14 protein-coding genes are annotated in these 19,772 nt (G+C 73.5%); 11 read left to right on the top strand and 3 right to left on the bottom strand.

Annotated elements, in window-relative coordinates; all coding sequences use genetic code 11:
* Positions 1-3: 3 nt before the first annotated feature.
* Together ACZ5XZ_RS31380 and ACZ5XZ_RS31375 are read left to right on the top strand one after the other, a co-directional pair.
* Complete coding sequence (locus tag ACZ5XZ_RS31380; protein WP_468984152.1) at positions 4-3,825, top strand: glycosyltransferase family 2 protein; 3,822 nt, start codon at positions 4-6, stop codon at positions 3,823-3,825.
* On the top strand, positions 3,822-5,414 hold the full coding sequence (locus ACZ5XZ_RS31375; protein WP_468984150.1) for a DUF5719 family protein: 1,593 nt from the start codon (positions 3,822-3,824) through the stop codon (positions 5,412-5,414). Before ACZ5XZ_RS31380 ends, ACZ5XZ_RS31375 begins: the two co-directional genes overlap by 4 nt.
* A gap of 114 nt (positions 5,415-5,528) precedes the next feature.
* Here ACZ5XZ_RS31375 and ACZ5XZ_RS31370 read toward each other — a convergent pair whose 3' ends face one another.
* Positions 5,529-5,987, bottom strand: a complete 459-nt coding sequence (locus ACZ5XZ_RS31370; protein WP_384433047.1) for a metallopeptidase family protein — start codon at positions 5,985-5,987, stop codon at positions 5,529-5,531.
* A 268-nt stretch (positions 5,988-6,255) separates the two neighbouring features.
* On the opposite strand from ACZ5XZ_RS31370, the gene ACZ5XZ_RS31365 reads away from it, so the two are divergent.
* From ACZ5XZ_RS31365 to ACZ5XZ_RS31340, 6 genes are all read left to right on the top strand, one after another.
* Positions 6,256-6,699 (top strand): DUF3499 domain-containing protein, encoded by a 444-nt coding sequence (locus ACZ5XZ_RS31365; protein WP_384433044.1) that lies wholly within the window; start codon positions 6,256-6,258, stop codon positions 6,697-6,699.
* A 128-nt stretch (positions 6,700-6,827) separates the two neighbouring features.
* Entirely contained in the window at positions 6,828-8,186 is a 1,359-nt protein-coding gene (locus ACZ5XZ_RS31360; protein ID WP_468984147.1) for a phosphomannomutase/phosphoglucomutase, read from the top strand.
* Positions 8,187-8,339: 153 nt separating this feature from the next.
* Entirely contained in the window at positions 8,340-8,522 is a 183-nt protein-coding gene (locus tag ACZ5XZ_RS31355; protein WP_468984144.1) for a Trm112 family protein, read from the top strand.
* Between the two features lie 74 nt (positions 8,523-8,596).
* The gene (locus ACZ5XZ_RS31350) at positions 8,597-9,733 is read left to right on the top strand and encodes an SIS domain-containing protein (protein WP_468984141.1); all 1,137 of its coding nucleotides are present in this window, start codon (positions 8,597-8,599) and stop codon (positions 9,731-9,733) included.
* 98 nt (positions 9,734-9,831) lie between these two features.
* Positions 9,832-11,037, top strand: coding sequence for a mannose-6-phosphate isomerase, class I (gene manA / locus ACZ5XZ_RS31345; RefSeq protein WP_468984139.1), 1,206 nt, complete (start codon positions 9,832-9,834; stop codon positions 11,035-11,037).
* A 168-nt stretch (positions 11,038-11,205) separates the two neighbouring features.
* Positions 11,206-12,168: a cation diffusion facilitator family transporter gene (locus ACZ5XZ_RS31340; RefSeq protein ID WP_468984136.1), complete on the top strand. Its 963-nt coding sequence runs from the start codon at positions 11,206-11,208 to the stop codon at positions 12,166-12,168.
* 112 nt (positions 12,169-12,280) lie between these two features.
* Here ACZ5XZ_RS31340 and ACZ5XZ_RS31335 read toward each other — a convergent pair whose 3' ends face one another.
* Complete coding sequence (locus ACZ5XZ_RS31335) at positions 12,281-14,338, bottom strand: fructose-specific PTS transporter subunit EIIC (protein WP_468984345.1); 2,058 nt, start codon at positions 14,336-14,338, stop codon at positions 12,281-12,283.
* A gap of 525 nt (positions 14,339-14,863) precedes the next feature.
* Here ACZ5XZ_RS31335 and ahcY point away from each other — a divergent pair.
* Together ahcY and ACZ5XZ_RS31325 are read left to right on the top strand one after the other, a co-directional pair.
* Positions 14,864-16,321 carry an adenosylhomocysteinase gene (gene ahcY / locus ACZ5XZ_RS31330; RefSeq protein ID WP_468984134.1) on the top strand — a complete coding sequence of 486 codons (1,458 nt, stop codon included), beginning with the start codon at positions 14,864-14,866 and terminating at the stop codon, positions 16,319-16,321.
* Positions 16,322-16,503: 182 nt separating this feature from the next.
* Entirely contained in the window at positions 16,504-17,118 is a 615-nt protein-coding gene (locus tag ACZ5XZ_RS31325) for a hypothetical protein (RefSeq protein WP_468984132.1), read from the top strand.
* An 82-nt stretch (positions 17,119-17,200) separates the two neighbouring features.
* Here the strand turns inward: ACZ5XZ_RS31325 and ACZ5XZ_RS31320 are convergent, their stop codons facing one another.
* A complete protein-coding gene (locus ACZ5XZ_RS31320; protein ID WP_468984130.1) occupies positions 17,201-18,283 on the bottom strand; it encodes an RDD family protein in 1,083 nt (360 codons plus the stop codon).
* Between the two features lie 114 nt (positions 18,284-18,397).
* On the opposite strand from ACZ5XZ_RS31320, the gene ACZ5XZ_RS31315 reads away from it, so the two are divergent.
* Positions 18,398-19,405, top strand: coding sequence for a stage II sporulation protein M (locus tag ACZ5XZ_RS31315; protein ID WP_468984124.1), 1,008 nt, complete (start codon positions 18,398-18,400; stop codon positions 19,403-19,405).
* Positions 19,406-19,772 lie beyond the last annotated feature (367 nt).

Here is a 19,772-nt window from a genome sequence, read left to right as displayed (position 1 = left end):
TCGATGTCCTTGCACAGCCAGTCGGCGGCCCAGGCCGCCGCACACGCAGCCGCCACCCCAGAGTTCCCACGGCACGTGGTCACCGCCGTGATCGTCTCCCACGACGGCGCCCGCTGGCTGCCCGACGCGCTCACCGGCCTGCTCGGCCAGGAGCGCCCGGTGCAGAACGTCATCGGGGCCGACACCGGCAGCGCGGACAACTCCGCCCAACTGCTCGCCGAGGCGATCGGCGACCAACGGGTGCTGCACCTCGCCCGCCGCTCCGGATTCGGCACCGCCGTCGACGAGGCCGTCCGCACCGCCCCCGTGCTCACCCCCGACGACCTGCCCTATCTGCGCCGCCCCAGCGGCTGGGACCCGGTCAGCCGCACCTGGCGCGACGAGGCCTACGACATGCCGGAGTTGCCGCACGGCGAACCGGTCCAGTGGCTGTGGCTGCTGCACGACGACTGCGCACCGGAGCCGGACGCCCTCGCCGAGCTGCTGCGGGTCGCCGACGCCAGCCCCTCGACCGTCATCGTCGGCCCCAAGCTGCGCAGCTGGTACGACCGCCGCCAGTTGCTCGAAGCCGGGGTCAGCATCGCCCGCAGCGGCCGCCGTTGGACCGGCCTGGACCGCCGCGAACAGGACCAGGGCCAGCACGACCAGGTACGGCCCGTGCTCTCCGTCTCCAGCGCCGGCATGCTCATCCGCCGCGACGTCTACGAGGAGTTGGGCGGCTTCGACCGCCGGCTGCCCCTGATGCGCGACGACGTCGACCTGTGCTGGCGCGCCCAGGCCGCCGGCCACCAGGTCCTCGTCGCGCCGGACGCCATCCTGCGGCACGCCGAGGCCGCCGCCCGCGAGCGCCGCCCCATCGACTGCGTCGGCCGCTCGGTGGCCAACCCGCACCGCGTCGACAAGGCCGGCGCCGTCTACACCCTGCTCACCAACACCCGCGGCGCGACCCTCCCGTACGTCCTGCTGCGGCTGGTGATCGGCACCGTCCTGAGGGTGCTGGCCTACCTCGTCGGCAAGGTCCCCGGCCAGGCGCTGGACGAACTCGCCGGACTCTTCGGCACCCTGCTGCGCCCCGGCAAGATCCTCGCCGCCCGCAAGCGCAGAGGCCGCCCCGCGGTCGACGCGAGCGACCTGCGGCCGCTCTTCCCGCCGCCCGGCGCGACCGTACGGGCCACCGTCGAACAGGTCGCCGGCAACCTCGCCGGACGCGCCGCGCCCGACGTGGCCTCGGCCGGCCGGCACGGCGCCGTCGAGTCCGGGCCCGGCGGCGACGACGCCGACTTCCTGGAGATCGAGCAGTTCGCCCGGCTCAAGCGGATCGCCCGCAAACCCGGGCCGGTGCTCTTCCTCGTCCTGCTGCTGGTCTCGCTGATCGCCTGCCGCGGGCTGCTCGGCTCCGGCGCGCTGACCGGCGGCGCGCTGCTGCCCGCGCCCGGCAGCGTGTCCGACCTGTGGTCGGCCTACCTCGACAGCTGGCACGCGGTCGGGGTCGGCGACAGCGCCTTCGCACCGCCCTACCTGGCGATCGTCGCCCTGGTCTCCAGCGTCTTCCTGGGCTCCACCGGCTTCGCCCTCACCCTGCTGCTGGTCTGCTCCGTCCCGCTGGCCGGCCTGACCGCCTACTTCGCCTCCCGCCCGCTGGTCGCCTCCCGGCTGCTGCGGGCCTGGGGCAGCATCGCGTACGCCTTCCTGCCCGCGGCCGCCGGCGCGCTGGCGGGCGGCCGCCTGGGCACCGCGGTGCTCGCCATCCTGCTGCCCCTCATCGCGCGCGCCGCGATCGCCGCCGGCGGACTGCGGCTTCCGGCAGGCACCCGGCCCAGCTGGCGCGCCACCTGGGCGTACGCCCTGCTGGTCACCTTCACCACGGCCTTCACCCCCGTCGTCTGGCCGCTGGCGGTGCTCCTGGGCGTCGGCCTGCTGGTGCTGCGCTTCCTCGACGGCAACCGCGACCAGCTGCTCGCCTACGGGCTGCGCTTCCTGGCCGTGGTGCTCGCCCCGCTCGTCGTGCTCGCCCCCTGGTCGCTGTCGCTGCTGACCAGCCCCTCCCGCTTCTTCCAGGAGGCCGGGCTCGGCTACGGCGCCGGCTCCGCCTCCGTACTCGACCTCGTCGGCCTCAGCCCCGGCGGCCCCAAGGCCGCGGGCGGAGTGCTGCTCTTCGGCATCGTGCTGGCCGCGCTCGCCGCCACGCTGCGCGACGCACGGCAGCCGGCGATCCGCGTCGCCTGGGCCGTGGCGCTGACCGGGCTGCTGTGCGCGGCGCTCGGCAACGGCTCCGGCTGGACCGGGCCCGCGATGCTCGTCTACGGCCTGGCGCTGCTGTGCGCCGCCGCGATCGGCGCGGAGGGCATCCGCACCCGCATGGCCAGCCTCGGCTTCGGCTGGAAGCAGCCGGTCGCCGTGCTGATCGCGCTGGCGTCCGTCCTCGCCCCGCTCTACGCCGCGGCCAGCTGGATGATCACCGGCGCGGCCGGCCCGCTGGAGCGCCGCAACCCCGAGCAGGTCCCGGCCTTCGTCGCCGAGGAGTCCGGCAGCTCCGACCGGGCCCGCACCCTGGTCCTCGACGGCCGCCCCGGCCACGTCGACTACACCCTGGTCCGCGGCTCCGGCGCCCGGCTCGGCGACGCCGACCTGGCCGCCCAGGCGGACGAGGACAAGCGGCTCGGCACCATCGTCGCCCACCTCGTCGCCGGATCGGGCGCCGACCAGACCAACCAGCTCGGCGGCTACGCGGTCCGCTACGTCCTGGTCAGGGACGGCGCACCGCGCGAAATGGGCCGGGTGCTGGACTCCACCCCGGGCCTGACCAGGCTCAGCCAGGACGACGGCAGCGCCCTGTGGCGGGTCGACCGCCGGGTCTCGCGGGTCTCGATCGTGTCCGGCCGCGCCGCGGACGGCACCGCCGCCGGGGAGGCCGCCGCGCCCGTCCCGGTGGCGTCCGGTCCCGTCGAGGCGCACACCAAGATCCCCGCCGGGCCCGCCGGGCGGGTGCTGCGCCTGGCCGACACCGCCGACGAGGGCTGGCAGGCCACCCTCGACGGCACCCCGCTCAAGCCCGTCACGGTCGACGGCTGGGCGCAGGGCTTCACGCTGCCCGCCGGCGGCGGACGGCTCGACCTCACCCACCACAACCCCTTCAGCCACACCCTCTGGCTGTGGGCGCAGGGCCTGCTCGCCGTCGTCCTGGTGGTCCTCGCGCTGCCCGGCCGCCGCCGGGAGATCGACGACGACCTCCCCGAGGACGCCGTCGCCGAGCAGGCCGCCGCGGCCGCCGGCGAGGGCCGCCGGGCCCGCCGCCTGCGCGCCCAGGCCGAGGCCGCGGGCGCCCCCGAGCAGGCCGCGCAGCCCACCGTCCCGGCCGCGCGGACCGGCGAGCAGACGCCGGACCCGGTGGCGGGGTTCGACCCCGCCCATGACGCCGCCCGGACCGGCGACCCGTATGCGGCGGTGCCGCAGCAGCAGTCCTACGAGGACTGGCAGCCGGTCCAGCAGGCCGCCCCGCTCCCGCCGGACGGCCCACCGGCGCAGGCCGGCGAGCAGCAGCCCTACGTGGTCGCCGACCCCTACCAGGCCGACCACTACCAGGCCGACCCCTACGGCCAGCAGTACCCGCAGCAGGGCCAGGCCGCCGCCGACCCGTACGGGGCCGGAGCGTACGCCGCCGACCCCTACCAGGCCGGCGCCTACGACCCGTACGGCTACGGCGCCCCGCAGTACGCCGACCAACCGCCGCAGCCCCAGCAGCAGCCCTACGACGACGGCACCGAGTACCCCGGGTACTCCGGCTCCTACCCCGAGCCGCGCCGTGACGGGAGCGACCCGCAGTGAAGCGCACCATGATGTCCCTGGCCGGCGTGGCCGTCGCGCTGGCCGCCGTCACCGGCGTCGCCGCCGTCGCGGCCCCCGGCGGCGGCCCCGCGGACACCGCCGGCAGCGGCACCCGGCTGCCCGTCCAGCGCTCCGCGCTGCTGTGCCCCGCCCCGACCTCCTCCGAGGTCGGCGAGACGACCTACACCGCCTTCGCCCCCAAGGGCGCCGCAGCCGGCGCGGGCACCAAGAAGGGCACCGCCCGGCTGGTGCCCGCCGCGACCGTCAAGGACGCCGGCAGCGACGACGGCGGCCGCGGCAAGGGCAAGAAGGACGGGAAGGGCGGCAAGGGCGGCGGGGCCGCCGACGGCTCCGGCAGCCGCACCGTCCCGCCCCGCGACACCAAGCCCGTCCTCCCCCTCCAGGAGGCCGGAAAGCCGGTCACCACCTCCACCGACCGCGCCGACGCCCCCGCCCTCGTGGGCGCCGCGGACGGCACCCTCGCCCCCGGCTGGACCGTCCAGCAGACCACCGCCGTCGCGGCCGGCACCGGGCGCGGCCTCCTCGGCCTGAGCTGCACCACCCCCGACACCACCTTCTGGTTCCCCGGCGTCAGTACCGACGCCGACCGCCAGGACTACGTCCACCTCACCAACCCCGACGCCACCCCGGCCGTCGTCGACCTCGAACTGCACGGCAAGGACGGCTCGTTGACCGGCTCCGCCGGCGAGGACATCTCCGTCCCCCCGCACGCCACGGTCCCGGTACTGCTCTCCACCCTGACCACCACCCCCACCACCAACGCCTCCCTGCACGTCGTCGCCCGCGAGGGCCGGGTCGGGGCCGCGGTCCAGGCCAGCGACGGCAAGCTGGGCAGCGACTGGCTGCCGGCGGCCGCCGACCCGTCGCCGAGCGCGGTGCTGCCCGGCATCCCCAAGGACGCCACCTCCGTCCGGCTGGTCGCCGTCGCACCCGGCGAGTCCGACGCCGACCTCAAGGTGCAACTGGCCACCCCGACCGGGCTGATCACCCCGGCCGGTCTGGAGACCCTGCACGTCAAGAGCGGGATGACCACGGCGGTGGACCTCAAGGACGTCACCAAGGGCGAGGCCGGCTCGCTGGTGCTCACGCCCGCCGACGGCGGTTCCAAGGCCCCCGTCGCGGCCGCCCTGCGGGTGACCCGCGGCAAGGGCGCCGCACAGGAGATGGCGTTCATCCCCGCGACCCGCCCGGTCGACAAGCGCGCCACCGTCGCCGACAACCGCGACAAGGGCAGCACCCTGTCGCTGGTTGCCCCCGAGAAGGGCAAGGACGCCAAGGTGAAGGTCACCGCGTCCGCCGGCAGCGGCGGCGGCACCCCGGTCACCAAGACGTACACGGTCAAGGGCGGCACCGCCCTGGACGTCGCCCCGCCCCGCCCGCAGGGCCTCAAGGGCGGCTATGCGCTGACCGTGGAGCCCGAAGCGGGCAGCGGCCCGGTCTACGCGGCCCGGATGCTGGCCCGGCCCCAGGGCCAGGTGCCCGCCTTCACCGTCCAGCCGATGCCCGACGACCGCGGCTCGGTCCTCGTCCCGACCGCGGGCCAGGACCTGTCGGTGCTCACCGACTGACCGGTCTCACCCCGGCCCATGCCAGGGGCCTGCCCCGCCGATCCGGGACAGGTCCCCTGGCCTGAGCCTGGGCGCACCATTCCACGACGTACGGTCCATTCCGCGACGTACGGTCTACTCCTGGCCATAGCGCGGGTCCACCGACTCCGGAGCCAGCCCGAGCAGCTCGGCGACCTGCTCGACCACCACCTCGTGGACCAGCAGTGCGCGCTCGTCGCGGCTCTTCGTACGGATCTCCACCGGTCTGCGGTAGATCACGATCCGGTCGCGATGTCCGCCCGCCGCGGGCAGTACCCGCCCCAGCGGCACGGTCTCCTCGCCGTCGACCGCGTCCGGCCCGTCGTCGGGGCCGAAACCGGGCACCTCCAAGATCATGAAGTCGACCTGGGAGAGCTGCGGCCAGCGCCGCTCCAGACGGTCCCGGGAGTCGTACACGAGATCCACGAAGGCGTCGGCGCGGGTCACCGACAGCGGCACCTGCGGTGGCGCGATGGGGCCGCGCATGCCACGGCCGTGGCGGTCGCGGCGGCGGAGCCGCGGCTCCGACGGTCGGGGAGGTACGGGGCTGTCCATCAGCATCGAGCGTAGCCGTCACCGGCCGCACGGCACGGCAGAGCGCGGCGATCCGCGGCAAGAAGCTGCCGTCGTCCACTGACCGGACCGATGCGTGTCGCTTTCGTTTGCGGCCCCGCATCAGATCGCGGAACTCGCCCGGAATGGCCGGAAATGCATGGAGTGGTGACGGGTTTCATCGCCGCCTGCCGCCCACCGCGGCCCGCCCGACCCAGGACAGGTCGAGCGGGTGCAGGTCAGACGCATCGGACGAAGCGGGACGACACGGTTGGGTGAGCCGGGGGAGAGTCGTCGCGGCCCGCTCAAGAGTGCGGTACCGTCCAACGTCGTGAGCCCTGTACGTCGCTGTTCGCGCACTGCGTGCGGCCGCCCCGCCGTCGCAACGCTGACGTACGTCTATGCGGACTCGACCGCCGTGCTCGGACCGCTCGCCACCTACGCCGAACCGCACTGCTATGACCTGTGCGCCGAGCACTCCGAGCGGCTGACCGCGCCCCGTGGCTGGGAGGTCGTCCGCCTCGCCATCGACTCCGGCCCGGCCCGCCCCAGCGGCGACGACCTCGAAGCCCTGGCCAACGCCGTCCGCGAGGCGGCCCGCCCCCAGGAACGCGCCGCCGGCGACGGCTCACCACCCCCCGGCGACCGCGACGGCCGCCCCATGGAGGTCGCCCGCCGCGGCCATCTGCGAGTCCTGCGCTCGCCGGACTCCTAGGGCCGGACTCCTAGGGTCTGTCCGGCCGCATCCGATCGTCCCGCGCGACGCAAGGGGATCCCCGGGCCCCCGCAACGGCCCGCCCGGTAGGTTGGAGCCACCCCAAAGACTCCACAGGAGGGCTGGCTGTGACTGATCTGTCGCAGATCGTGAAGGCGTACGACGTGCGCGGTGTGGTCCCCGACCAGTGGGACGAATCGCTCGCGGAGCTGTTCGGCGCGGCCTTCGTCGAGGTCACCGGCGCGGACGCGATCGTGACCGGGCACGACATGCGGCCCTCCTCGCCCGGCCTGTCGGGCGCCTTCGCCCGCGGCGCGGCGGCCCGCGGCGCCGACGTCACCGAGATCGGCCTGTGCTCGACCGACGAGCTGTACTTCGCCAGCGGCTCCCTGGGGCTGCCCGGCGCGATGTTCACCGCCTCGCACAACCCGGCCCAGTACAACGGCATCAAGATGTGCCGGGCCGGCGCGACCCCCGTCGGCCAGGACTCCGGCCTCGCCGAGATCCGCGCGCTGGTCGAACGCTGGTCCACCGAAGGCGCCCCCGAGCCGGCCGCCACCACCGGCTCCGTCACCCGCCGCGACGTCCTCGACGACTACGCGGCCCATCTGCGCACGCTCGTCGACCTGTCCGGCATCCGCCCGCTGAAGGTCGTGGTGGACGCGGGCAACGGCATGGGCGGCCACACCGTCCCCACCGTCTTCGCGGGACTGCCCCTCGAACTCGACGCCATGTACTTCGAGTTGGACGGCTCCTTCCCGAACCACGAAGCCAACCCGCTGGACCCCAAGAACATCGTCGACCTCCAGGCGCGGGTCCGCGAGGTCGGCGCCGACCTCGGCCTGGCCTTCGACGGCGACGCGGACCGCTGCTTCGTCATCGACGAGAACGGCGACCCCGTCTCCCCGTCCGCGATCACCGCCCTGGTCGCCGCCCGCGAACTGGCCAAGCACCCGGGCGGGACGATCATCCACAACTGCATCACCTCCTGGTCCGTACCGGAGGTCGTCAAGGAGAACGGCGGCACACCGGTCCGCACCCGCGTCGGGCACTCCTTCATCAAGGAGGAGATGGCCAAGACCGGCGCGATCTTCGGTGGCGAGCACTCCGCGCACTACTACTTCCGCGACTTCTGGAACGCCGACACCGGCATGCTCGCCGCCCTGCACGTCCTGGCGGCCCTCGGCGGCCAGGACGGCGGGCTCTCGCAGCTGGTCGCCCAGTACGACCGCTACGCGGCCTCCGGCGAGATCAACAGCACCGTCGACGACCAGGCCGGCCGCCTCGCCGCGATCCGGGCCGCCTACGAGGGCCGCCCCGGCGTCACCCTCGACGAACTGGACGGCCTGACCGTCACCGCCGACGACTGGTGGTTCAACGTACGCCCCTCGAACACCGAACCGCTGCTCCGCCTGAACGTCGAGGCCCGCGACACCGCGACCGCCGAACGGGTCCGCGACGAGGCATTGGCGATCATCCGCGGCTGAGCCCGCGGAGCCCGGAGGCCCGGCCGGCTCCGGTGGTGTGGCGGGCGGCGCACGCCCCCGCCCCCACCACCGCCGATCCCCTCCGGGCAGGCCGGCCCATGCCGTCCGGCGGTACGCTGGCCACGCCGCACCCACCCCGAAGGAGCACCCTCCATGCCGGTCGAAGCCAGCTTGATCGAGATCCTCGCCTGCCCGGCGTGCCACGCCCCGCTTCAGGACCGGACCGAGGCGGACCCCGCGGAGCTGATCTGCACCTCCGGGGACTGCGGCCTCGCCTACCCCGTCCGGGACGGCATCCCCGTACTCCTCGTCGACGAAGCACGCCGCCCCGCCTGACCCGGGCCCGCCGGGTCCGCGGGCCCGGCACCGCCCGGCACCACCCGCACCGGCGATCGGAGGCCGCGCCCACCATGCTCGACGAGTCACTCCTCGACACCCCCGACGCACTGGCCGGCGCCGACCGGTTCGGTCTGCTGCGCGGCGTCGCCGAATCCGGCGCCCGGGTCCGCACCGCCGCCCGCAGCGCCGCCGAATCCGGCATCCCGGAACTGTCGCCCGACGGGCGGCCGCGCGCCGTCCTCGTCGCCGGCCCCGGCCCGGCCGCCGCCGGCGTCGCCGACCTCCTGCGCGCCCTCAGCGGCGGCAGCAGCCCGGTCAGCCTCATCCAGCCCACCGGCGTCGCCCCGCTGCCCGGAGCGCTGCGCTGGACGCTGCCCGGCTGGGCCGGCCCCCTGGACCTGCTGCTGCTCGCCGGGCCCGACGCCGCCGACCCCGGCCTCGCCGAACTGGTCGAACAGGCCTACCGCCGCGGCTGCTCCGTCGTCGCCGTCACCCCCGCCGGCGGCCCGCTCTACGACGCCGTCATCCAGGCCCGCGGCCTCGCCGTCCCGCTCGCGACCACCCCCTACGACGCCGAATTCGACGTCGAGGGCGCACCCCCGGCCGCCCCCGGCACCCTCTGGTCGGTGCTGATCCCGCTGCTCGCGCTCGCCGACCGGATCGGCCTGCTCAGCGCCCCACCGGACGCCCTGGGCAAACTCGCCGACCGCCTCGACCAGATCGCCGAACGCTGCGGCCCGGCCATCCCGACCTACACCAACCCCGCCAAGGCACTGGCCGCCGACCTCGCCGACGCGCTCCCGCTGATCTGGACCGAGGGCACCATCGCCGGCGCCGTCGGCCGGCACTTCGCCACCGAACTGGCCGGGCTCGCCGGCCGCCCCGCCCTCGCCGCCGAACTTCCCGAGGCGCTCACCACCCACCGCACCCTGCTGGCCGGCGCGCTGGCCGCCGGCGCCGACCCCGACGACTTCTTCCGCGACCGGGTCGATCAACCCGCGGCGATGCACGCCAGGGTCGTACTGCTGCGCGAGGAAGAGCCCGGACCGCTCTCCGCCACCACCGCCGCGCACGCCCTCGCCGAGGAGCGCGACACCGCCGTCAGCGAGCTGCAACCGGACAGCGGAAGCGATCTGGAGAAGGCCGCGGAACTCCTCGCCATCGCAGATTTCGGTGCCGTTTACCTGGCGCTCGCCGGCACCGAGTGACCTTTGACGGCCGGCCGCGCGGCCGCCGCGGCCGAACACCCCGTCCACCACGTACGACCCATACGGTCACGTACGACCCGTAAGGAAGCAACAGCCCCATGGACCGCCTCGCCAACACCGTGCGCCCCTACGCCTGGGGCTCCACCACCGCCATACCGGAGCTCCTGGGCACCGCGCCTACCGGCGAACCCCAGGCCGAGCTGTGGATGGGCGCCCACCCCGGCGCCCCGTCCCGCATCGACCGCGGCGCCGGCCCCGTCTCGCTGGCCGAGGTGATCGACGCCGCCCCCGAGGCCGAACTGGGCCCCGACACCGTCCGCACCTTCGGCCCCCGGCTGCCCTTCCTGCTCAAGGTCCTCGCGGCCGGCGCGCCGCTCTCCCTCCAGGTCCACCCCGACCTGGCCCAGGCCGAGGAGGGCTTCGCCGACGAGGAGCGGCGCGGCGTCCCGATCGGCGCCGGCCACCGCAACTACAAGGACGCCCATCACAAGCCCGAGCTGATCTGCGCCCTCACCCCCTTCGACGGCCTGTGCGGCTTCCGCCACCCCGCGCAGACCGCCGACCTCCTCGAAGCCCTGGACGTCGACGACCTCAAGCCGTACGTCGACATCCTGCGCGCCAGCCCGGAGGAGGACGCGCTGCGCGAGGTCCTCACCGCCGTCCTGAGCGCCGAGCACCACGCGATCGCCCGGACCGTCGAACGCGCCTCCCTCGCCGCCGAACAGCTCGCCGCCAAGGGCGGCGAGCACGCCGACGCCTACGCCGCCTACGCCGGCCTCGCCCACCACTTCCCCGGCGACCCCGGCGTCCTCGCCGCCATGCTGCTCCACCACGTCCGGCTCCAGCCCGGCGAGGCGCTGTTCCTCGGCGCCGGCATCCCGCACGCCTACCTCAGCGGCCTGGGCGTCGAGCTGATGGCCAACTCCGACAACGTGCTGCGCTGCGGCCTGACCCCCAAGCACGTCGACGTACCCGAACTGCTGCGGGTGGTCCGCTTCGAGGCCGGCGACCCGGGCGTACTGCGCCCCGAGGCGGTCGACGGGGAGGAGACCTACGAGACCCCCGTCGACGAGTTCCGGCTCTCCCGCTTCGTCCTGGCCCCCGGCGCCGCACCGCGCCCGCTGCACTCCCGTACGCCGCAGATCCTGCTCTGCACGGCGGGCACGGTCCACCTGCACGGCGCAGCCGGGGATACCGGGGCCGAGCTGACCCTGGCACCCGGCGAGTCCGCGTTCGTACCGGCCGACGAGCAGCTCACGCTCTCCGGGGAGGGCACCCTCTTCCGCGCGACGGTCGTGGCGTAGGGGCGTAGCCGCGCGGGGCACGGGCAGGCAGGGCCGAGGAGCACGATCCGTCCGGCAGGTGGCCTCGTGGCGGCCGCCCGCCGCCGGGCTGCAACAATGACCGCCGCACGGCAATTAAAGGGGCGGTAAAGCGGCGAGCCCCGTCGACGGAAGGGACATGCGGCACCTATGAGCGCATCAGGCGGGACAAAGGCGATCGTTGCGGCGCTGGGCGCCAACCTGGCGATCGCCGCAGCGAAGTTCGTGGCCTTCGCCTTCAGCGGCTCGTCCTCGATGCTGGCAGAAGGCGTGCACTCCGTCGCGGACTCCGGCAACCAGGGTCTGCTGCTGCTCGGCGGCAAGAAGGCCAAGCGCGCGGCGACCGCCGAGCACCCCTTCGGCTACGGCCGCGAGCGCTACATCTACGGCTTCCTGGTCTCCATCGTCCTGTTCACCATCGGCGGCGTCTTCGCCCTCTACGAGGGCTACGAGAAGATCCACGACCCGCACGAGCTGGACAACTGGTTCTGGCCGGTCGGCGTACTCGTCTTCGCGATCATCGCCGAGGGCTTCTCCTTCCGTACGGCCATCAAGGAGTCCAACGAGCTGCGCGGCAAGCAGACCTGGGCCCAGTTCGTCCGCCGCGCCAAGGCCCCCGAACTGCCGGTCGTCCTGCTGGAGGACTTCGGCGCACTGGTCGGCCTGGTCCTCGCGCTGGGCGGCGTCGGCCTCACCCTGGCCACCGGCAACGGCGTCTGGGACGGCATCGGCACCATGTGCATCGGCGCGCTGCTGGTGGTGATCGCCCTGGTCCTGGCCGCCGAGACCAAGTCGCTGCTGCTCGGCGAGGCGGCCGGCCCCGAGCAGGTCGCCAAGATCCGCGAGGCCGTCGTCGACGGCGAGGTCGTCACCCGCGTCATCCACATGCGCACGCTCCACCTCGGCCCCGAGGAGCTGCTGGTCGCCGCCAAGATCGCGGTACGCAACGACGACACCGCCGCCCAGGTCGCCCAGGCCATCGACGCCGCCGAGGCCCGCATCCGCGAGGCCGTCCCGATCGCCCGGGTCATCTACCTGGAACCGGACATCTACGACGAGACCGCGGCCGCCGCAACCCCCGCCGACCCGGCGAAGACCCCCGCCGACGACTGAGCACCGCCCGGCCCGGCCCCAGGCCACGGTGAAGGCCCCCGCACTCCCCAGGAGCGCGGGGGCCTTCGCCGTGCCGGGCGGCGCTCGGCCGTCGGCCTGGGCCTGCGCCGCCCTAGTGGATCTCCCCCAGGACCCCCAGAATCGCCGCCTCGTCCTTGGCGCCCCGCAACCGGGCCCGGAAGTCGCCGTCCATCAGCTTCCGCGACAGCAGCGCCAGGATGCGCAGATGCTCATCGCCGGCCGCCTCCTGAGGCACCGCGATCAGGAAGACCAGCGTGGCGGGCGTCCCGTCCGGCGCACCCCAGTCGATACCGTCCGCCGACCGCGCGAAGCCGACGACCGGAGCGGTCACCGCGTCCGTCTTGGCGTGCGGGATGGCGATCTCCTCACCGAGCCCGGTGGTGCCCTGCGCCTCCCGCGCCAGCGCCACCCGGACCAGCTCGTCCACGTCCGCCACCCTGCCGGTGCCGGCCGCCAGCTCGGCCATCTCGCGGATCGCGGCCTCCTTCTCGCCGGCCACGAGCCGCCGCTTGACGGTCCGCTCGGTCAGATAGCCGGACAGGACCTCGGTGCGGGCCGCGCCGCCGTCGGTGTCACCAGCGGCGCCCTCGCCCGCCACAGCCGTACGAGGCTCCGCGCTCACGGCCGCGCCGGACTCCGCCGCCACGCCGGCACCGGCGCCCACCTCGGCACCGGCCCCCACCCCGGCACCGACCCCGGCAACCACCGGCTCCACCACCGCGGCGGCGGCAACAGCGGCACCGGCCCGCGCCGCCCCGCCCTTCCTCCGCTCCGCGACGTCCACCAGCGCCACCGTCGTCAGCGCCGTCACCACGGCCCCGACCACCACGGCGAGGAAGAACGTCGGCACCCCGCCGACCGCACCCAGCACCGCCACGATTGGCCCGCCGTGCGGCACCGCGTCCGTCACCCCGGCCATCCCCGCGACCGCACCGGCCACCGCGCCACCGAGCATGTTCGCCGGGATGACCTGCGCGGGCCGCGCCGCGGCGAACGGGATCGCGCCCTCGGAGATCCCGAACACCCCCATGAACAGCGCCGCCATGCCCGTCTCCCGCTCCTGCTCGGAGTACAGGCGCCGGCGGATCAGCGTGGCCAGCCCCTGCCCCAGAGGCATGACCGGGATCGCCGCGGCACACATGCCCATCACGGTCTGGTTGCCGGACGCGATCAGCCCCGCGCCGAACAGGAACGCGGTCTTGTTGACCGGACCGCCCATGTCGAACGCGATCATCAGCCCGAGGAGCGCGCCGAGCAGGATCGCGCTCGACCCGGTCATCCCGCCCAGCCAGCTGGTGAGGTGCGTGAACACCCAGGAGATCGGCCTACCGATGACGTAGACGAAGAACAGCCCGAGCGTGGTCGTCGCCACGATCGGGATCACGATGATCGGCATGATCGGCCGGACGAACCCGGGGACCTTGACCTTCTTGATCCCCTGCACCAGATAGCCGGCCAGGAAGCCGGTGACGATCGCGCCGATGAACCCCGCGCCCGCCTTGGAGTCGTACAGCGCACCCGTATTGGCGATCCAGCCGCCGATCATGCCCGGCACCAGCGCCGGCCGGTCGCCGATCGCATAGGCGATGTAGCCGGACAGGATCGGCACCATCAGCGTGAAGCCGATGACCCCCACGTCGTTGACGTGCTTCCAGAACGAACCGTCCGGGATCACCAGCCCGCCGTCGGCCTGCGGATGCCCGCCCAGCGCGAGGGAGACCGCGATCAGCAGACCGCCGACCACCACGAACGGGATCATGTAACTGACCCCGTTCATCAGCGCCTTGTAGGCGACGCTGCGCTCCTTGCCGCCCCCCGTCGCCGCGGCCGCCCCGGACCCGCCGGCCCCCTCGTCCCCGTGGACCGGCGCGCTCTGCACCCGCTCGATCAGCCGCTCGGGATGGTGAATGCCCTCGGCCACGCCGACCGCCAGCACCCTCTTGCCGACGAACCGGCTCCGGTCGACGTCCTTGTCCGCGGCGATGATGATCCCGTCGGCATCTCTGACATCGTTGTCAGACAGTACGTTCTCAGCCCCGATGGAACCCTGCGTCTCCACCTTGATCTCGTGGCCGAGCGACTCGGCGGCCCGGGTCAGCTTCTCCGCGGCCATATACGTGTGGGCGATACCGGTCGGGCAGGCGGTCACTGCGAGCAGCTTCAGCCCCTGCCCGCCCCGCCCCGCACCCCGGGGCGCCTCGGCTGGACTGGTCGTCACGTGGTTCTCCTTACGCACAAGCGCGCCGTCGTACAGACGTTCCGGTGTTCGCGCGCTCCAGGCATCCTGCATGACGTCCCGGCCCGGGCAAACCCCCCTGACAACCCGGCCTGTGGCCACCCGGACCCGTCCGCCGCCGCCCCCCGCTCCGGCCGCCACGCGCCCGTCGCCGCACCCCTCCGTGGCCGGGACCGCACCGAATCGGCCCATCCGGGCTGGGGTTCACTGGGCCGATCGGTGTAGATTCGTGACCAGTGCCAGACGTCGCTGCTGATGGCGGTCGGGCGGCCCGCCCCGCGGACCGGCCGAGGGAGAGAGGGCCTCCGACGGACTGCGCTGCGGCCAGGGGAGAGGTGTGTCCGCTTCCGCGTACGCTCTTCCCCCAGCTCAAGCTGGGCCCCGGCCCGCGCCGCAGACTGCCAGCCCATCCACCTCGACGCTCGAGGAGCAGCCCGCATGACGACAGCAGCCACCGGCCAGGACTTCAAGGTCGCCGACCTTTCCCTCGCCGCCTTCGGCCGCAAGGAGATCACCCTCGCCGAGCACGAGATGCCCGGCCTGATGGCGATCCGCAAGGAGTACGCCGCCGCCCAGCCGCTGGCCGGCGCCCGCATCACCGGCTCCCTGCACATGACCGTGCAGACCGCCGTCCTGATCGAGACCCTGGCCGCCCTCGGCGCCGAGGTCCGCTGGGCCTCCTGCAACATCTTCTCCACCCAGGACCACGCCGCGGCCGCCATCGCGGTCGGCCCCGACGGCACGCCGGACAGCCCCAAGGGCATCCCGGTCTTCGCCTGGAAGGGCGAGACCCTCGACGAGTACTGGTGGTGCACGGAGCAGGCGCTGACCTGGCCGAACTCGCCCACCGGCGGCCCGAACATGATCCTCGACGACGGCGGCGACGCCACCCTGCTGGTCCACAAGGGCGTCGAGTACGAGAAGGCCGGCAAGGTCCCCGCCGTCGAGACCGCCGAGAGCGACGAGCACCGCGCCATCCTGGAGCTGCTCACCCGCACCCTCGCCGAGGCCCCGCAGAAGTGGACGAACCTGGCCTCCGAGATCCGCGGTGTCACCGAGGAGACCACCACCGGCGTGCACCGTCTCTACGAGATGCACCGCGACGGCGACCTCCTCTTCCCGGCGATCAATGTGAACGACGCCGTCACCAAGTCGAAGTTCGACAACAAGTACGGCTGCCGGCACTCCCTCATCGACGGCATCAACCGCGCCACCGACGTCCTGATCGGCGGCAAGACCGCCGTGGTCTGCGGCTACGGCGACGTCGGCAAGGGCTGCGCGGAGTCCCTGCGCGGCCAGGGCGCCCGCGTCATCGTCACCGAGATCGACCCGATCTGCGCCCTGCAGGCCGCGATGGACGGCTACCAGGTCACCACCCTGGACGAGGTCCTCGAGACCGCCGACATCTTCATCACCACCACCGGCAACAAGGACATCATCCTTGCCTCCGACATGGCGCGGATGAAGCACCAGGCGATCGTCGGCAACATCGGCCACTTCGACAACGAGATCGACATGGCCGGGCTCGCCAAGCTCCCCGGCATCGTCAAGGACGAGGTCAAGCCCCAGGTCCACACCTGGACCCACCCGGACGGCAAGGTCCTGATCGTGCTGTCCGAGGGCCGCCTGCTGAACCTGGGCAACGCCACCGGGCACCCGTCCTTCGTGATGTCCAACTCCTTCGCGGACCAGACGCTGGCCCAGATCGAGCTGTTCACCAAGCCGGAGGAGTACCCCACCGACGTCTACGTGCTCCCCAAGCACCTCGACGAGAAGGTGGCCCGTCTCCACCTCGACGCCCTGGGCGTCAAGCTGACCGAGCTCCGCCCGGAGCAGGCCGCCTACATCGGCGTCCAGGTCGAGGGCCCGTACAAGCCCGACCACTACCGCTACTGAGCCCGGGCGTGCCCACGGCTGATCAGCACCCCTGATCGCCCGGCGCACTCCCACAGCAACCGGTAACCCCAGGCCCTCGCCACTCACGGCGGGGGCCTGGCCCGTAAGAACCCCGCACCCACCCGTACCCCCACCTGCCGGCCACCCCACCCGCCGGCCGCCGCTCGAAGGACTGCACCCCCATGCCCCGCGGCCACTACTCCCTCCACGACCCGCACGATCACGCCCCCCTCGGTGAAGAGCACTTCCACTGCGCCACCGGCCCCTCCGGCTGGCGCTACGTCTCGCAGATCACCAACCCCTCCGGCGACCACATCGGCTCCGTCGACCTCACCCTCGACGACCTCGGCCGCCCCATCCGCCTGGAGCTCCACGCCTCCGCCTGGCAGGTCCGCGGCGCCGCCCTGGACGGCGTCACCTGGGTACGCACCGACCCGACCGGCGAACACGCCACCGAAGGCAACGCCCCCGCCCATGCCTTCACCGGCGCGTCCCCCGCGTTCCTCATCGCCACCGCCCGGCTGCTGCGCCCCACCCTCGGCGGCGGCGCCATCCGCACCCGCCTCGTCGCCTTCACACCCCCCGTCCTCGCCCCCCGCACCCTCGACCAGTCCTGGGCCCTGCTCGCCAGCACACCACACGCCACTGACAACGCCCCCCTCATCGCCGACGAATACCAGGTCAACGACCTCGAAACCGGCGAGCAGCACACCGTCCACCTCACCGGCGACGTAGTCCTGTCGGCGCCCGGCATCGAACTCGAATCCCTCGAATCGCCGCCGTCGACGTTCACCTGACCACCACGGCCCCGCGCCGCACCACCGCCCGCACCCGGCGTCCGGCAGCCGCCCGACGCCACGTCCGCGACGGCCGCCGACCTCACACCGGCGGAGCAAACCCCGTACCCGGCGGCCGCCCACCCGCGTCGCCGATCCCCGCGCCACCGCCGCCCTCGCCGACCGGCGGTCCCACAACCCCCGCGCCGCCCGCGGCCGGCACCGTCCCCCCGGCCCCGACCGCCTCGGCTCCACCCCCACCGGGCAACGCCCAGGCCCCACCCGGCACCGGCACCCCGTCCCCCCTCGCTGCCACCGCAGGTCCGGACGCCCCCGTCTCCTCGGCGACCCCCGCCGACACACCGGCCACCGACGGCGCGCCGGTCCAGGCCCCCGCATCCCCGTGCCCGGGAGCGGCCACGCCGGCCCCCGTCGACGCCCCGAACGTCCGCCGCGCCTCCCGAGCCTGCCGCTCCGCGATCACCGCTCCCAGATACGCCGCCGGGTGTATCCCCGCCGGCCCCGGCACCCCGGTGAACCCCCGCAGGTCCTCCGCCAGCCGCCCCGCCATCGCCGTAACGACCTGCGGATCCAGCTGCCCCATCCGCGTCAGGTACTGCCGCACGGTCAGCCACCACCCATCGGGCACCCGCGACAGATCCAGCGCCCCGAGCTCCGCCGCCAGCCAGGGAGGCGGAGGCGGCAGCGCACTCCCCACCTCCGCCGCGGGCATCCGCTCCCGGATCACCAACGTCCCGGCGAACACATCCCCCATCCGACGCCCCCGCGCCGAGACCAACGAGGCGATGGCCGCCACCACCCCCAACGTCAGCACGATCTCGATGGCCCCCAGGGCGCCCCGCACCAGCGCATGCCGGAACCGGATCGGCCCGCCGTCCGCCCGAACCACCCGCAGTCCGCACATGACCTTCCCCAGCGAACGGCCATGGCTCAGCGTCTCGACCGCGATCGGTATCCCGACCTGCACCAGCACGAACGTCGCCACCGACACCGCCGCCATCGCCGCGCTGTCCATCGACGACGTCGCACTCACCAGCAGCATCGACACCGCGATGTAGATGCTCCAGGCCATGGCCACATCCACCGCCACCGCCAGCCCCCGGCTCGGCAACCTGGCCGGCCGCAGTCCCAGCACCACCGCTTCACCCGTTACGAGCTCACTCACGCCGTGCCCCACTCCTTCTCGATCCCCGAAATTCCGCCCACCCCGCAGCCGGACACGGCCAGTCTGCCAAGCTGACCCGGCACTCACCCACGGCGCTGCGAGGAGCGACCCCCTATGGACCTCGATGTCTTCATCACGGCACACCGAGCCGAATGGGACCGCCTCGAAGCCCTCCTGCACCGCAAACGCCGCCTCACCGGTGCCGAGGCCGACGAACTGGTGGCCCTCTACCAGCGCACCACCACCCACCTCTCGCTCCTCCTCTCCAGCGCCCCCGACCCGGCGCTGACCAGCCGCCTGACCTCGCTCGTGGCCCGCGCCCGCAGCACGGTCACCGGCGCCCGCAAGGCCTCCTGGCGCGATGCCGTCCGCTTCTTCACCACCGCTTTCCCCGCCGCGCTCTACCGCCTGCGGCACTGGTGGATCCCCACCGCGATCCTCTCCACCGTGGTCGCCGCCCTCATCGGCTGGTGGATAGCCGCCCACCCCGAGGTCCAGGCGGCTATCGGCGCCCCGGAGGAACTCCGCGCCATGACCCGCCCCGGTGGCCAGTACGAGACGTACTACTCCAGCCACCCCGCCGCTTCCTTCGCCGCCCAGGTATGGACGAACAACGCCCAGGCCGTAGCCCTGTGCCTGGTCCTCGGCGCCTTCCTCGGCCTCCCCGTCCTGTGGATCCTTCTCCAGAACATGCTCAACCTGGGCATCGGCATCGGCCTGATGTCCTCGGCCGGCCGCCTCGACACCTTCCTCGGCCTGATCCTTCCGCACGGCCTCCTCGAACTGACCGCCGTCTTCATCGCCGCCGGCATCGGCCTCCGCCTGGGCTGGACCGTCATCGACCCCGGCCCGCGCACCCGCCGTACGGCCCTGGCGGAGGAGGGCCGCGCCGCCCTCGGAGTCGCCATAGGCCTCGCCGCGGTCCTCTTCGTATCCGGCGCCCTCGAAGGCTTCATCACCCCTTCCGGCCTGCCCACCTGGGCTCGCATCGGCATCGGCGCAGCCGTCGAGCTGGCATTCCTCCTGTACGTCTACGTGCTGGGCGGCCGCGCCGTACGAGTGGGAGCGACCGGCGATGTCGACGCCACCGACCGCGACGCCACCCTCCCGACCGCCGCCTGATGTGCGTCGAGCCCCGCTGACCTGCTAATCTCCTCTCCGCCCCAGAAACCCGTTGACACGGGTAGCAGGGGGAGGTAGATTCGAACGGTTGCAACGAACTGGACAAGTTCATCCGCGACGGTTAGTCTCTTCTCCGCTTCGGCAGGAATTTCCATATCGGCGAAGCGCAACCGACCACTTACCGGAAGCCCCGGTCGATTTAATTCGACCGCAGCACTTCTGATAAAGTCGGAATAGCCAAAAGGCAGCCCCCTCCGACGGGGAATCGGAAGCAAATTCGGACCGGCAACGGAACGAAACGAATCTGATAGAGTCGGAAAGGCCGGAAAGCGAAAGCCGAACGGCCGACCCCGCTCCAACAGGGGCC

This window comes from Streptomyces sp. NPDC033270 (genome assembly GCF_055576575.1).
Note: the sequence above shows the minus strand (reverse complement) of the source record. Positions and strands in the feature narration are given on the sequence as shown.

What these genes read in the sequence shown, in the direction of transcription:
- ACZ5XZ_RS31325 (WP_468984132.1), top strand. Translation starts at nt 16,504, where the DNA reads ATGCCCCGCGGCCACTACTCCCTCCACGACCCGCACGATCACGCCCCC.
- ACZ5XZ_RS31340 (WP_468984136.1), top strand. Translation starts at nt 11,206, where the DNA reads ATGAGCGCATCAGGCGGGACAAAGGCGATCGTTGCGGCGCTGGGCGCC.
- ahcY (WP_468984134.1), top strand. Translation starts at nt 14,864, where the DNA reads ATGACGACAGCAGCCACCGGCCAGGACTTCAAGGTCGCCGACCTTTCC.
- ACZ5XZ_RS31370 (WP_384433047.1), bottom strand. Translation starts at nt 5,987, where the DNA reads ATGGACAGCCCCGTACCTCCCCGACCGTCGGAGCCGCGGCTCCGCCGC.
- manA (WP_468984139.1), top strand. Translation starts at nt 9,832, where the DNA reads ATGGACCGCCTCGCCAACACCGTGCGCCCCTACGCCTGGGGCTCCACC.
- ACZ5XZ_RS31380 (WP_468984152.1), top strand. Translation starts at nt 4, where the DNA reads ATGTCCTTGCACAGCCAGTCGGCGGCCCAGGCCGCCGCACACGCAGCC.
- ACZ5XZ_RS31355 (WP_468984144.1), top strand. Translation starts at nt 8,340, where the DNA reads ATGCCGGTCGAAGCCAGCTTGATCGAGATCCTCGCCTGCCCGGCGTGC.
- ACZ5XZ_RS31350 (WP_468984141.1), top strand. Translation starts at nt 8,597, where the DNA reads ATGCTCGACGAGTCACTCCTCGACACCCCCGACGCACTGGCCGGCGCC.
- ACZ5XZ_RS31315 (WP_468984124.1), top strand. Translation starts at nt 18,398, where the DNA reads ATGGACCTCGATGTCTTCATCACGGCACACCGAGCCGAATGGGACCGC.